This is a genomic window from Erythrobacter sp. JB2-19, assembly GCF_057365005.1.
The window spans coordinates 1,364,675-1,378,524 of sequence record NZ_CP200290.1; the positions used below are offsets into that span (position 1 = coordinate 1,364,675).

16 protein-coding genes are annotated in these 13,850 nt (G+C 59.2%); 6 read left to right on the forward strand and 10 right to left on the reverse strand.

Annotation, left to right across the window (positions count from 1 at the left end; translation table 11 throughout):
• Positions 1-3: 3 nt before the first annotated feature.
• Together dnaG and AC0V6O_RS06510 are read right to left on the reverse strand one after the other, a co-directional pair.
• Positions 4-1,920, reverse strand: coding sequence for a DNA primase (gene dnaG, locus AC0V6O_RS06505; protein WP_486142540.1), 1,917 nt, complete (start codon positions 1,918-1,920; stop codon positions 4-6).
• 71 nt (positions 1,921-1,991) lie between these two features.
• Positions 1,992-2,441: a GatB/YqeY domain-containing protein gene (locus AC0V6O_RS06510; RefSeq protein ID WP_486142542.1), complete on the reverse strand. Its 450-nt coding sequence runs from the start codon at positions 2,439-2,441 to the stop codon at positions 1,992-1,994.
• A gap of 173 nt (positions 2,442-2,614) precedes the next feature.
• On the opposite strand from AC0V6O_RS06510, the gene carA reads away from it, so the two are divergent.
• The 5 genes from carA (at position 2,615) to greA (ending at position 8,388) form a co-directional block, all read left to right on the forward strand.
• Complete coding sequence (carA, locus tag AC0V6O_RS06515) at positions 2,615-3,877, forward strand: glutamine-hydrolyzing carbamoyl-phosphate synthase small subunit (protein ID WP_486142544.1); 1,263 nt, start codon at positions 2,615-2,617, stop codon at positions 3,875-3,877.
• Positions 3,874-4,206 carry a hypothetical protein gene (locus tag AC0V6O_RS06520; protein WP_486142546.1) on the forward strand — a complete coding sequence of 111 codons (333 nt, stop codon included), beginning with the start codon at positions 3,874-3,876 and terminating at the stop codon, positions 4,204-4,206. Before carA ends, AC0V6O_RS06520 begins: the two co-directional genes overlap by 4 nt.
• Positions 4,203-4,385 (forward strand): hypothetical protein, encoded by a 183-nt coding sequence (locus tag AC0V6O_RS06525; protein WP_486142548.1) that lies wholly within the window; start codon positions 4,203-4,205, stop codon positions 4,383-4,385. The genes AC0V6O_RS06520 and AC0V6O_RS06525 overlap by 4 nt, the downstream gene beginning before the upstream one ends.
• 59 nt (positions 4,386-4,444) lie before the next feature.
• Positions 4,445-7,798 (forward strand): carbamoyl-phosphate synthase large subunit, encoded by a 3,354-nt coding sequence (gene carB / locus AC0V6O_RS06530; protein ID WP_486142550.1) that lies wholly within the window; start codon positions 4,445-4,447, stop codon positions 7,796-7,798.
• A 113-nt stretch (positions 7,799-7,911) separates the two neighbouring features.
• Entirely contained in the window at positions 7,912-8,388 is a 477-nt protein-coding gene (gene greA / locus AC0V6O_RS06535) for a transcription elongation factor GreA (protein WP_472638523.1), read from the forward strand.
• A 20-nt stretch (positions 8,389-8,408) separates the two neighbouring features.
• On the opposite strand, the gene AC0V6O_RS06540 is transcribed toward greA, so the two are convergent.
• The 6 genes from AC0V6O_RS06540 to AC0V6O_RS06565 form a co-directional block, all read right to left on the reverse strand.
• A complete protein-coding gene (locus AC0V6O_RS06540) occupies positions 8,409-8,897 on the reverse strand; it encodes a GNAT family N-acetyltransferase (RefSeq protein WP_486142552.1) in 489 nt (162 codons plus the stop codon).
• Between the two features lie 30 nt (positions 8,898-8,927).
• Positions 8,928-9,158, reverse strand: coding sequence for a DUF4170 domain-containing protein (locus tag AC0V6O_RS06545; RefSeq protein WP_472638525.1), 231 nt, complete (start codon positions 9,156-9,158; stop codon positions 8,928-8,930).
• A gap of 117 nt (positions 9,159-9,275) precedes the next feature.
• Positions 9,276-9,839, reverse strand: coding sequence for a hypothetical protein (locus tag AC0V6O_RS06550; protein WP_486142554.1), 564 nt, complete (start codon positions 9,837-9,839; stop codon positions 9,276-9,278).
• Complete coding sequence (locus AC0V6O_RS06555) at positions 9,832-10,284, reverse strand: hypothetical protein (RefSeq protein WP_486142556.1); 453 nt, start codon at positions 10,282-10,284, stop codon at positions 9,832-9,834. Before AC0V6O_RS06555 ends, AC0V6O_RS06550 begins: the two co-directional genes overlap by 8 nt.
• Positions 10,281-10,766: a phage holin family protein gene (locus tag AC0V6O_RS06560; protein ID WP_486142558.1), complete on the reverse strand. Its 486-nt coding sequence runs from the start codon at positions 10,764-10,766 to the stop codon at positions 10,281-10,283. The genes AC0V6O_RS06555 and AC0V6O_RS06560 overlap by 4 nt, the downstream gene beginning before the upstream one ends.
• 23 nt (positions 10,767-10,789) lie before the next feature.
• On the reverse strand, positions 10,790-11,452 hold the full coding sequence (locus AC0V6O_RS06565) for a hypothetical protein (RefSeq protein ID WP_486142560.1): 663 nt from the start codon (positions 11,450-11,452) through the stop codon (positions 10,790-10,792).
• 170 nt (positions 11,453-11,622) lie between these two features.
• Between AC0V6O_RS06565 and eno the strand changes: the two genes are divergently transcribed.
• Entirely contained in the window at positions 11,623-12,909 is a 1,287-nt protein-coding gene (gene eno / locus AC0V6O_RS06570) for a phosphopyruvate hydratase (protein WP_486142562.1), read from the forward strand.
• A gap of 37 nt (positions 12,910-12,946) precedes the next feature.
• On the opposite strand, the gene AC0V6O_RS06575 is transcribed toward eno, so the two are convergent.
• Positions 12,947-13,255, reverse strand: a complete 309-nt coding sequence (locus AC0V6O_RS06575; protein WP_486142564.1) for a hypothetical protein — start codon at positions 13,253-13,255, stop codon at positions 12,947-12,949.
• Positions 13,256-13,470: 215 nt separating this feature from the next.
• The gene (locus AC0V6O_RS06580; RefSeq protein WP_486142566.1) at positions 13,471-13,710 is read right to left on the reverse strand and encodes a hypothetical protein; all 240 of its coding nucleotides are present in this window, start codon (positions 13,708-13,710) and stop codon (positions 13,471-13,473) included.
• Between the last annotated feature and the right edge of the window lie 140 nt (positions 13,711-13,850).

Sequence of the window (13,850 nt, forward strand, 5' to 3'; positions counted from 1 at the left end):
CAATTAGTCCGTTCTAAAGTCGCTCGCCGGATCGTCATCCGACGTCGAGGTTAAATCTGTTGTCGCCGCTTGTGCGGCCTTGCGGCGCCCGAAGGCCTTCAATCTATCATTCAATAAGGTCTGGCTTTGTCGTAACCTGGCTTGCTCAGCCATCGATCCTTCAGGGTCTTCGTCAAACCTGGCGATGGTTGCCAATAGTGCAGCATCCAGCGCAGGTCTTTCGACCAGTAACGACACAGCTTCAGCCAATTCCTCGCTCGCATCACTCGGTGTGGTGCCTTCTCTGAGGAAAGCATAACGACTATCGTCCGGTGGGGCGGGAAGGCCTTGCTCGCCTGATATGGCGTTTGTGCCGCCCGAATCAAGCGTTTCTGCAAGTTCGAACAAGGATTCCACCAGATCATTTGTTTTTGGGTCGAGCTGCGCGAGCCGCGTGAGCGCCTCTGAGTGACGTGAAATCTCGTTTGGATGGCGGACAAGGCCAGCGATTACGGCGCGGGACAGGGCATCGCGCATCCCGCCTGACATGGCGCGTTGTAACTCGCCGCGCGCCTCCGCCGACAGGGTTGGATTGCGCGGTTTGCCAAAGCTTTGCCGTCCGCTGCCGCCTCGCCAATTCGAACCTGATCCGCCGCGCTGCTCCCTCGGTGGGAATGCAAAGGCGGAATAACGATCCAGCAATTCGCGGCGGTAGAGGGCAACGATATCGCCGTGCCCTATGGTATCAACATGATCGAGCAGGCGTTTCTTGAGGCCCGCTTTGGCCTCGGGGCTATCGAGAGGCTGCGCATCGCGTTCAAATTGCCACAGAGTTTCCAGCAGGCTGGCCGGTTCGCTCAGCAATTTCTCCATCGCCTGCGGGCCGCTTTTCGCGATCAGATCGTCCGGGTCCATCCCGCTGGGCAGGCGCACAATGTTGAGCGAGCGCCCCGGCGCAAGCATCGGCAGAGCGCGGCCAATTGCGCGCATCGCCGCCTTTTGCCCCGCATTGTCGCCATCAAAGCACAGGGTCGGCACCTCGACCATGCGCCATAGCATCTCCAACTGCATCTCAGTCAGCGCGGTGCCGAGTGGGGCGACTGCGTCCTCAAACCCAGCCTGCGCCAGCGCGACAACGTCCATATAACCTTCGACCACGATTACTCGGTTCGTTTGCCGAGAGGCGGGGGAGGCACGGTGCAAATTGTAGAGCGTGCGGCCCTTGTCGAACAGCGGGGTGTCCGGCGAATTGAGGTATTTCGCGATGCCATCACGCTTACCCAGAATGCGCCCGCCAAAGGCGATCACTCGCCCGCGTGCGTCCTGGATCGGCAGCATGATGCGGCCCCGGAACCGGTCATATTTGGTACCATCATCGGTCGCGATCCGCATACCGGTTTCAACCAGCATCGTCTCATCAAATTTGGATAGCGCCCCCGCGAGTGCTTGCTTGTTTTCTGGCGCATAGCCGAAGCCGAATTCGCGAAGCGTCATTGGTTGCAAGCCCCGGCTTCTAAGATATTCCTTAGCTTCGCGCACCTCTGCGCTCGATCCGCTAAGCAGATTGTCCATGAACCATTGTTGCGCATCGGTTGTCACATCAATCAGGCTGGCGCGCTTTTCCGCCTTCTTCGCCGCGACGGGGTCTGGCGCGGGGACTTCCATCCCGGCCTCGGCCGCCAATTCCTTCACCGCATCCATAAAGCCCATGCCGCGCTGGTCGGTCATCCAGCGGATCACATCGCCATGCGCGCCGCAGCCAAAACAGTGGTAGAAGCCCTTTTGATCATTGACTGTGAAGCTGGGCGATTTCTCGTCGTGAAACGGGCAGCATGCTTTCCATTCACGCCCAGCCTTTTGCAGCTTGTCGGTGCGCATGATGACCGTCGACAGCGTCACGCGCGCGCGCAGTTCGTCCAGCCATTGCGGGGAAAGTGCCATAAGGAGAAAATGGGCCTAGTCGCCGCTGCAATCAAGCGCGGCTTGTGGAACAATCTGTGCGTGATCGCGGCTTAAGAAAGCGCAGCTTTGACCAGCCCGCTCGCCATTCCGCCATCGAGCAGCGCGCCGTGGCGCTTTTTCAGCTCGCCCATGACCCGGCCCATATCTTTCATGCTGTCTGCGCCAAGCTCTGCTTTGATCGCGGCGATGGCGGTGGCGGTTTCTTCCTCGCTCATCATCGTCGGCAGGAATTCTTCGATAATGCTCAGCTCGGCCTGTTCCTTCGCGGCCAGCTCCGCGCGTCCGCCATCTTCATACATCGTGATCGATTCGCGGCGTTGCTTCGCCATTTTCTGCAGGACTGACGTCACCAGCTCATCATCCGGCGTGTCCTTGCCCGACGTGCGCATTTCAATGTCGCGGTCCTTAATCTTGGCCGAGATCTGGCGCAGGGTCGCTGTGCGTTCTTTTTCGCCTGCTTTCATTGCAGTGATCGTGGCCGCCTTAATTGTGTCGCGCATGGTACCTTCAGGCATCGTCTGGGTCTTCTTTTTGTCTAAGCTGTGGATGATTGAGTGTTTGGTCGCGCTCTAACGTGTTTCTGGCCGCTCGCCTAGGTTGACGTGAGGGCTGCGCAGCCCTAGCTGCTGGGTCTTAGCGACATTGCTGGAAACCCACTGACTCGGAGCGCCCTATGGCCGACACCGCATCTTCTCGCGCGCAACCCACCGGCGCGACGGGAGTCCTCGTTCTGGCCGATGGTTCGGTGATCTGGGGACGCGGCTTTGGCGCCGCCGGTGAGAATGTCGGCGAGGTCTGCTTCAACACTGCGATGACCGGCTATCAAGAGGTGATGACCGATCCCAGCTATGCGGCGCAGATCGTGACATTCACGTTCCCACACATCGGGAACGTGGGAACGAACGGCGAAGATATCGAAAGTCGGGTGGAAGGTGCCGTGGGCTGCATCGTGCGCGAGGATGTGACGGAGCCATCGAATTTCCGCTCGGCCGAACGCTTTACCGAATGGATGACGGCCAATGGCAAGATCGGGCTGGCCGGGGTTGATACCCGCGCGCTCACCCGCCGCATCCGCCTGTCCGGCGCGCCCAATGCCGTGATCGCGCATTCGCCCAGCGGCACGTTTGACATTCCCGCGCTGATCAAGCGCGCGCAGGATTGGGCTGGGCTACAGGGCATGGACCTTGCCAGCCGTGTTTCGCGTGAGGCGCAAGAAAGTTGGGAAGGCGGATATTGGCGCCTGGGTGAAGGGTATACGGATGTGAACCTGCCCAAATCCGTTCGCCCTGAGCCTGTCGAAGGGTCGGATTTGGACGCCGCCCGTATTTCGACAAGCTCAGCACGAACGGCTATTGAAAGGCCGCATGTGGTCGCGATTGATTACGGCGCAAAAGACAACATCTTCCGCAATCTGATGCGGGCCGGCGCTAAAGTGACCGTTGTGCCCGCGCAGACCTCGCTGGAGGATATCCTCGCGCTATCACCCGACGGCGTGTTCCTGTCGAACGGTCCGGGCGATCCGGCGGCGACCGGTGAGTTCGCGGTGCCGGTGATCAAGGCTCTGCTGGAGCGCGATATGCCGCTGTTCGGCATTTGCTTGGGGCACCAGATGCTGGCTCTGGCCGCGGGTGCGAAAACGGTGAAGATGCACCAGGGCCACCGCGGCGCGAACCACCCGGTTCAGCGCGTGGGTGAGGGCTGGGGCGAGACGCTTGAGCTGGTCGAGATCACCAGCATGAACCACGGTTTTGCCGTGGATGCGGATAGCCTGCCAGACACTCTGGAGCAGACGCATGTGTCGCTGTTCGATGGCTCCAATTGCGGGATCGCGGTGAAGGGCAAGCGCGCGTTTGGCGTGCAATATCACCCAGAGGCCTCGCCGGGGCCGCAAGACAGCTTCTACCTGTTTGAGAAATTCGTTGGGGGTCTGGGGTGAGATCCGTCGTCTCTCGCTTAACACTTACGGCCAGCCTCTTGCTGCTCTCTGCCTGCGAAAATCCGTTCGCGAAGAAGGATTGGCGTGAGGTTGAAGAGACCGCTGAGGAATGCGCTGCGCGTCTTTCTGGCAAGCTTGAAGTAAGGCAATTGCTGGAGGCGGCAGAGGGGCAGGTCGTGCCAACCTATGCTTTCGACATTACCAAGATGGAGCTGATGGCGATTAACGAGATGATCGTTCCCCCTCCGGTAATTCGCGCGGCTCGCTGCGGACATCTGCCTTTGGCGCGACCGCGCCGCCTGTCGCCGCCTTTATGGAGCTCAGCGTGACGGAAGACGGCGCGTTCTATTTCGGCGACGACCCCTCGCTTTACCGCGTTCGCGGAAAAGCAGTGTCGGGTGATCAGGTTCTAGCCAGTGGATGCGCCATGCAAAAGCCGGGAATGCGCTTCATTAGTTTCAAGCTTCAGAATTCGCGCGGTGCAAGCGCCGAAGGTGAGGACAATTGATGATCCCCGCCGCCATGTCTCTCCCCTACCACAACCATCCTTTTAAGGGTCACGCCTAGATGCCCAAACGCAGCGACATATCCTCCATCCTCGTCATTGGCGCTGGTCCGATCATCATCGGTCAGGCGTGCGAGTTCGATTATTCGGGCACTCAGGCGATTAAGGCGCTGAAAGAGGAAGGGTACCGGGTCATTCTGGTCAATTCCAATCCGGCCACGATCATGACCGATCCGGAGTTTGCGGACCGGACCTATGTTGAGCCGATCACACCAGAGATCGTGACCAAGATCATCGAGAAAGAGCGCGCGGCGCATCCCGATGAGACAATGGCCTTGCTGCCGACGATGGGCGGGCAGACCGCGCTCAATTGCGCGCTTGCACTGGATGCCGATGGCACGCTGGAGAAGTTCGGTGTTGAGATGATCGGTGCAAAAGCAGACGCAATCGACAAGGCGGAGAACCGCCAGCGTTTCCGCGATGCGATGGATGCGATCGGGTTGGAAAGTGCGCGCAGCGGCGTCGCCAACACGCTGGAGGAAGCGCGCGAAATTCTGGAACGCACTGGCCTGCCATCGATTATCCGGCCCAGCTTCACGCTTGGCGGCACGGGCGGGGGCATCGCCTATAACAAGGCGGAGTTCGACAAGATTGTCTCCGAAGGGCTCGATGCATCGCCCACCACGGAGGTGCTGATCGAGGAATCGCTGCTCGGCTGGAAAGAATATGAGATGGAGGTCGTGCGCGACCGCAAGGACAATTGCATCGTCATCTGCTCGATTGAGAATGTCGATGCGATGGGCGTGCACACCGGCGACAGCATCACGGTGGCCCCGGCGCTGACACTGACCGACAAAGAATATCAGATTATGCGCACCGCCAGCCTCAAAGTGCTGCGCGAGATTGGCGTGGAAACCGGCGGGTCGAATGTGCAATTTGCGGTCAATCCCAAGGATGGCCGCCTGATCGTGATCGAGATGAACCCGCGCGTGTCGCGCTCATCCGCGCTTGCGTCCAAAGCCACTGGCTTCCCGATTGCCCGCGTCGCGGCAAAACTGGCGGTGGGATACACTCTCGATGAGATCACTAACGAGATTACAGGCGCGACCCCGGCCAGCTTTGAACCGACTATTGACTATGTCGTCACGAAAATCCCGCGCTTTGCCTTTGAGAAATTCAAAGGGTCAGAGGCGAAGCTTTCCACCGCGATGAAATCGGTCGGCGAAGTGATGGCGATTGGCCGCAACTTCCGGGAATCGATGCAGAAGGCTCTGCGCGGTCTGGAAACCGGGCTCGACGGGTTCAACCGCGTCCGCGAGTTGGAGGGGGTAAGCCGCGATGTCGTCACCGCGGCGCTCAGCCAGCGCACACCGGACCGCCTGCTGAACGTTGCTCAGGCTATGCGCGAGGGCATGACGCCGGAAGATATTCAGCCGATCACCGGGTATGACATGTGGTTTCTGCGCCAGATTGAGGCGATTGTGGCCGCAGAGAGCGACATTGCTCTGAACGGCTTGCCGCAAGATGCGGACGGTTTGCGTTCTCTGAAGGCCATGGGCTTTTCCGACAAGCGGCTGGCGATTTTGGCGGTGCGTTCCGTCGGCGTGGCAGGCGGCATGGCGGAAACGCAGGCGAAGCGTAGCGGGCTGCTGCATGATGCGCTGCAAGCGATGGCGGGGGCAACCAGCGAGGACGAAGTGCGCGCCCTGCGCGAGCGGCTGGGTGTGCGGCCAGTGTTTAAGCGGATCGATAGCTGCGCAGCCGAATTTGAGGCGATCACGCCTTATATGTACTCGACCTATGAGGCGCCGACATTCGGAGAGCCAGAGTGCGAGGCGGCCCCATCGGATCGCAAGAAAATTGTGATTCTGGGCGGTGGTCCGAACCGGATCGGGCAGGGGATTGAGTTCGATTATTGCTGCGTCCACGCCTGCTTCGCGCTGGAAGAGGTCGGATATGAGACCATTATGGTCAATTGCAATCCGGAGACCGTTTCGACCGATTACGACACATCGGACCGGCTCTATTTTGAACCGCTGACTGCGGAAGATGTGCTGGAAATCCTGCAAGTGGAGCAATCCACTGGCGAGCTGGTGGGCGTGATTGTGCAGTTCGGGGGGCAGACGCCGCTGAAGCTTGCTCAAGCGCTCGAAGATGCTGGCATCCCGATCCTTGGTACGTCGCCCGACGCGATTGATCTGGCCGAGGACCGTGAGCGTTTTGCCAAGCTGGTGAACAAGCTCAATCTGAAGCAGCCGGCCAATGGCATTGCGCGCAGCCGCGATGAAGCCGCCGCTGTCGCTGCGCATATTGGCTATCCGGTGCTGCTGCGGCCATCCTATGTGCTGGGCGGACGGGCGATGGAAATCGTCGATTCCGAGGCGCAGCTTGATGATTACATCAACACCGCCGTCAATGTATCGGGCGAGAGTCCAGTGTTGATCGATCAATATCTGCGCGATGCTATCGAGTGCGATGTTGATGCTCTGTGTGATGGCGACGAAGTGCGCGTCGCCGCCGTGATGCAGCACATTGAAGAGGCCGGCGTACACTCCGGCGATAGCGCCTGCACATTGCCGCCCTATTCGCTTCCGCCAGAAACTATCGCTGAAATGGAGCGCCAGGCAGAGGCTCTGGCATTTGCATTGGGCGTGCGCGGCCTGATGAACATTCAGTTTGCGGTGAAGCAAGAGGATGACAAGCAAGTCGTCTATCTGATCGAGGTCAATCCGCGTGCCAGCCGCACCGTGCCGTTTGTGGCAAAGGCCATCGGCCAACCGGTGGCGAAGATCGCCGCGCGCGTGATGGCGGGCGAGAAACTGGCAGACTTCCCGGCTTTCCGCCGCGACCTGCCATATATGGCAATCAAAGAGGCGGTGTTCCCATTCGCTCGCTTCCCCGGCGCCGATCCGATCCTGACCCCGGAGATGAAATCGACCGGCGAAGTGATGGGTATCGACACCAATTTTGAGGCCGCCTTCCTCAAATCGCAATTGGGCGCAGGGATGACCCTGCCACGCGAGGGCACTTTGTTCGTCTCGGTTAAAAACAGCGACAAGAGCGTGATCGTGCCTGCTGTGCGCGGCATGATCGACAAGGGGTTCAAGGTTGTCGCGACCGGAGGCACTCAGACCTATCTGGCGGAGCAAGGGCTGGCGGTTGAGAAGGTCAATAAAGTCGCAGAAGGCCAGCCGCATATCGTCGACAAAATCATCGATGGCGAGATTGCGCTTATCTTCAACACCACAGAGGGTTGGCAGTCTCTACGGGACTCCAAATCGATCCGCGCCACCGCTTTGGAAAAGAAGGTTCCCTATTACACAACGGCCACCGCTTCGAAGGCGGCGGCAGCCGCAATTGGCGCTGTAAAGCCAAGCCAGCTTGAAGTCCGCGCATTGCAAGACTATTATAGCTGAGTAATACAGCGAAGTTTCCCGACATTTCGATGCAATCTCGCCGCCTCGGCAGAAGCGGTTATGCACGAAATGACCCATAATCTCGGGGGCTTAGGCCAATAGAAAGAGACGGAATGGCGACGATGGAAAAAGTTCCAATGCTGGCTGAGGGCTATGAGCGGCTAACCACCGATCTGAAAGCTTTGCGTGATGAACGCCCAAAAATTGTTGATGCGATCGAAGAAGCTCGTGCGCATGGCGATTTGTCCGAGAATGCCGAGTATCACGCTGCGAAAGAGCGTCAGGGCCAGGTTGAAGCCATGATTGGCGACATCGAAAGCAAGGTCAGCCGCGCTCAGATTATCGACCCAGCGACGCTGACCGGCGACAGAATTGTGTTCGGTGCGACCGTCACTTTGCTCGACGATGATGATAAGCCGGTGAAGTATCAGATCGTTGGTGAGACAGAGGCTGATGCCGCAGCGGGACGCATTTCGTTCAGCTCACCTCTCGCACGGGCGATGATTGGTAAGCAGGTCGAAGACGAGATCGAAGTAACGGTCCCGTCTGGCGACAAGTTCTACCTCGTCAACAAGATCGAATTTATCTGAGCTTCGCGCGTGAGGTCGCTCTAAGTGAGCGGCTTTTCCATGGCCAAATTGTGGATCGGCACGCCGTCTATTTCAAAGTTGCGGCGGTTCTGAATAACGTAACCTGCACGCTCAAACGCGGCGCGGGCGAGTTCGCTAGCCTCGGTGTATAGGCGGGCCGAGCCTTGCTCGCGTGCGTGCTCTTCCGCTGCGCTGAGAACGGCTTCTGCCAGGCCGCGTCGCGTGTGATCAGGGTGGCAATAGAGGTGATCGAGGTGTCCGCCGTACTCCGCTGATATTTCCAGCAGCGAATAGGCCTGAACCATATCATCGGCATCTACGGCGACGAAGATTGCCGCACCAGCGGCTATACGCTCTAGGAAACGTTTGCCGCCTGGCACGCGGTTTGCCCAAGCATCAACCTGCTCTGGCGAATAGGCCCGAGAGCCAATCGACAGGATCGCGGCCTGCATGACCTCCGCAAGCCTATCGGCATCCGCCTCGCGGTACGGGCGTATGGTGTATGTCATTGAGCGTAGCTTTCGCTCGCGCTGTCGGGCTTATGCGTCCGGCGTCAGCAGTTGATGGATCGGCACAAGCACATATTTCATTTCCGCATCATCTACTGTGCGCTGTGCCTGCGCGCGCCATGCATCTTCGGCGGCATCATAGCTGCTGAAAACGCCGACAACGTGGATGCTTTCCGGGTCAGCAAACTCGATCCCGCGAGGGTCATTCACGCGGCCACCCATTACGAGGTGGAGCTTCTGGCTTGGGGTGGTCTCTTCCATGTTGGGCGCCTTTCCTTGGGGAGCAAGAATATCTCCGCGCCCCTTAAAGCAAGCGTGGCTGGGTGCAAGTCCTGCGCATTAACACCTGGTTTGGTGGGTAGGGTTTCGCAAGAGGGCTCAGCGGGTAACGCGGCCCTTCATGTCTCGCACGGCGCGTTCTGCTTTGCGTGTCGCCCGGCGAGAGATCGCGCGCGTCGTGTCACTGGCACTGCCGACTACATGGCTGGCATCGCGCTTTAGCTCGCGCGCTTTGGCGGTTCCAGCATCGCTCAGGTCTTCGATCGCGTCCTGGCCGCTTTGCGCGGCATCCATCGCGCTGTCGATGGCATTGATCCCATATGCGATCACAGCATCGCCGAGCAGTGAGAGTACCTCGTTGCTGCGCTTTTTGGCACTGGTCAGAGAGGCGGTCTTGATGCTTTCTGCGCCCTTTTTCGCACCGCTGACCGCGCCTTTGGCCGCTTTGCCAGCCGCACGGCGGCCCGGCTTGGTCATCATGCCAATCGCAAGGCCCGCTGCGACTGCGCCGCCAATAGCCACGGCGGGGTTATTCTTGATGAACTCGCCCGCTGCGCTCGCCGCCTCGACCGCATCATCGCCAATGCTGCGTTTTGCATTGCGGCGCTCGCTGGCTTCGATTTTGGCGCGCAGCTCGTCGCGCTTGTCGCCTGTGTCAGTCATTGTTGTCTCCGGGTATTGTCTCGCTGAGCGCATCGTCGGGGGAAGGGGCTGCGTCATCTGCGATCTGTTCAGTCTCGGCGATTGCCTCGCCACCATTCAATGTGTCGTGCTCAGAAGCTTCTGCCTCAAGGTTATCCTCGGCTGCTCCATCTTCTTCGCCAGCTCCGATCAGCTCCAGGCCCAGCCCTTCGAGGATCGGGCCGCGTGCAAACCATAGAGCGATGGCGCCAAACAATGCCGCTATAATGCCGCGATTGTCGCTGGCTGCCTCGCCAGCATCGCTCAGCGCATCTTTCGCGCCAGTGCCGATGCGGCGGACGGTGCGCTCTGCCAGACCTTTGCCGGATAGGCCGGTCTTCAGGTGGGTGATGTCATCTTTTAGCGCGGCGAGGGCTGCGTTGCGCAGTTCGCGGTCTTCAAGGAATTGCTCATCCAGCTTGCTCATGCGTCGTCATCGCCCTTGAACAGCGCGACTAGACCCAGGGCATTGCTGCGAACCAGCAGCAGCAAGCCGATCACGCCGAGCAGCAGAACGCCCACGACTATGCCGATCGCGCCCCAGATTGTGAGCAACGGCTCCAGTGCGATGACCATGCCGACGGCCAAGGCGATGAACATCAAATGCAGCAGAATGAGCGCCAGGATCGCAAAGACAACTGCACCGCCGATCTTGCGACCAGCCAGGCTTGCACGCCGTTTTTGGAACGCAAGCTCTGCCTCGGCATAGGTGCGGCCGTCATCGATCAGCGCGGCAATCTCTTCGGTTAGAGATTCGCTGAATTCATCGTCATCTGTGTTGTCGGGCAAGGGGGTGTCAGCGTTATCAGACACAGCCTGTCCGTCCACCGGGCTCTGGCCCGCTGGCGCGGCGTCTGGGTGAGAATTCGCATCGTCTCCCAGACGGTTCGGCTGTTCCTCATCGCGCATGCACAGCCCCTAGCAAGCGCAGATTAATCGTTAGAGCCGCGGAACATGCGCGCGATCAGGAAGCCTGCAACGGCGGCCAGACCAACGGCAACGCCGGGACTCTTGCGGACCATTTCACGGGCATCTTCGCCCAGCTCGTCCACGCTTTTCGCGTCCAGCTTTGCTGAGGCTTCGACCAAGCTTTGAGAGGCTTTGCGCGCATAATCGCCATATTGCTCGCCAAAGCGCTCATCAATTTGAGCAGCTGTATCGCCAACCACGCGGCCAACCGATGCGATTGCGTCGCTGGTCGCAGCTTTGCCTTCCGTGGCAAGCTCATTGGCCTTGGTTTTGGCCTGATCGCCGTAAGCTTTGGCGTCTGCCACCAAATCGTCACTCTTGTTCATTGCATTCTCCCGATAAGATCCAGCGCGTGTACCAGCCTCAGCGCGCAGTGCGGCTGCGCCTGCTTTGGCCTCTTCTAGCGCTGCGTTAAAGCGGCTCTTCGCCTCAGTACGGTGCTCGCTGCCAGTTTCAACCGGCACGGTAGGCATTTTCTCAGCTGATTTCGCGGTCGCGCCCGTTTTCTTAGGCGCGGCCTTCTTTGGTGCAGCCTTCTTTGCAGTGGATGCCTTTTTCGCTGGGGTGCGTTTAGCTGGGGCTTTGCCGCTCTTCGCGGCGGGTTTGGTTTTCTTTGCGTCAGCCATTGGTCTGTTTTGATCCTCCAGATACGTATTCACAGCGAATGTATAGGGGCACATTCGCTTCAATAGTCCAACGCGCCTTGCGCGGAATTGATCCGAAGCATAGAGCGCATTTGCTCCCACTATATGGGGGTGTCTTAGTAATATACAACACATTCTCTCCGGAGCAAAACATGACTGCGATTATTGATCTGCACGGCCGCGAAATTCTGGACAGCCGGGGCAACCCAACCGTTGAAGTGGATGTGTTGCTGGACGACGGCAGCTTTGGGCGCGCTGCGGTGCCCTCCGGGGCATCGACGGGCGCCTATGAAGCGGTTGAGCTGAGAGATGGTGATGCGGCGCGTTACAAGGGCAAAGGCGTGCTGAAAGCGGTCGATGCGGTTAACGGCGAAATCGCGGAAATGCTGGACGGCCTGCACGCCGAGGATCAGCGCGATATCGACATGGCGATGATCGCTTTGGACGGCACGGAGAACAAGGGCCGCCTCGGCGCGAACGCAATCCTGGGTGTAAGCTTGGCGGTTGCGAAAGCGGCGGCGAATGCGCGCGGCATGCCACTGTTCTCTTATCTTGGCGGGGTCTCGGCCCACCGCCTGCCGGTGCCGATGATGAACATCATCAATGGCGGCGAGCACGCGGACAATCCGATCGACATTCAGGAATTCATGGTGATGCCGGTCGGTGCGCCAACCCTGGCCGAGGCGGTTCGCTGGGGTTCTGAGATTTTTCACACACTGAAAAAAGGTCTGGCAGACAAAGGCCTGGCGACATCCGTAGGTGATGAGGGTGGCTTTGCCCCTGATCTGGCGAGCACACGGGCGGCGCTCGATTTCATCATGGCCTCGGTGGAGCAGGCTGGCTTTACTCCGGGCAAAGACGTGGTTCTCGCGCTTGATTGCGCAGCGACTGAATTTTACCGTGATGGCAAATATGAAATCTCCGGCGAGGGCGTGTCGCTCGATGGTCCGGGCATGGCCGACTATCTGGCGAAACTGTGCGCAGACTATCCGATCAGCTCCATCGAAGACGGCATGGACGAGGACGATTTTGACGGCTGGGCGGCTCTGACACAGGCGGTCGGCGACACAGTTCAGCTGGTTGGCGACGATCTGTTCGTGACCAATCCAGATCGCTTGGAAATGGGCATTGCCAAGGGGCTGGCGAACTCCCTGTTGGTGAAGGTCAACCAGATTGGAACGCTCACCGAAACTCTGGCAGCGGTCGATATGGCGCACCGCGCGAGCTACACCTCGGTTATGAGCCACCGTTCTGGTGAAACCGAGGATTCCACCATCGCTGATCTGGCGGTTGCGACCAATTGCGGGCAGATCAAAACCGGTTCGCTGGCGCGCTCTGACCGCCTCGCGAAATACAACCAATTGATCCGGATCGAGGAAGAGCTGGGCGCAAGCGCAGACTATGCGGGAATGGGCTGTTTTGGTTCGCTGAGCGCTTAAGCCTGACAGTGACGTGAGGGCGGCTGATGCGTGGTGACTAGGTCGCGCCGCGCTTCACCGCCTCTTCAAAATAGCGATCCATCGCTTTCAATCCGGTGTCGCTCAGCCGCACCAAAATGCGGCGTTGATCCTCAGCGTCTTGTTCGCGCAGAATGAGGCCTTGTTCCGCCAGTACGCCAAGCCAGCGCAGCCCGGTGGTGGGCGGAGCGGCGGAGCCAATGCAGGCGCTGGAGACAGAGACGGACTTATCGTCGACATGCGCGACGTAAAGGTCGAGCAATATGTCCCACGCAGGCTCTCCAAACAGATCAGGATCGCCGAAGAAGGTGCCGCGTGTGCGTCGCACATCGTACGCTTTTCTCGCCATGAGCGCGTAGCTGCGCCGCCGGGCTGATAAGGTTGTTGGGGCGCTTTGAGGTGCGTCTGAGATCGGGGCAGGGGCTCCCTCATTCCAGGCGTCGGCGTTTGTGCTGGCCCTGTCCTCCCCGCCGGTGAGCGAAGCGAAGACCGCTGCCTGATCGCCAGAGCGCAACTGCTCTGCAATGGCGATTAACTGGTCTGCTACGGGTGCCAGGTCACCGTAACTTGGTTGGGATGCACTCGTTCGGGGATCACTCGATTGATGCTGGTCTGCGGATTGGAGGGGGCACGCTCATCGGTTGCGCTCTGATCGGTCAGAGCATTATCTGTCACATGTTCGTCTGACATGTCGCGGTCTGATAAAGTTGATCTGCGAGCTTCATCCATGGTCAGCTCAGCATAGCCATGGTGAGAGATGTGGAACTCGACCGAACCAAGCAATCCTCCTTGCACATATGGGCTTGAAGAATGGTTGAACGGTTTGCCCCCGGTCGCCCTGTGTAGCCCTTGCTTCTCTCCATAATGGAGCGGAATAAGTTTGGCTTTACGTGTGATTACGCATGCGGGCGTGTGGGCGGTTT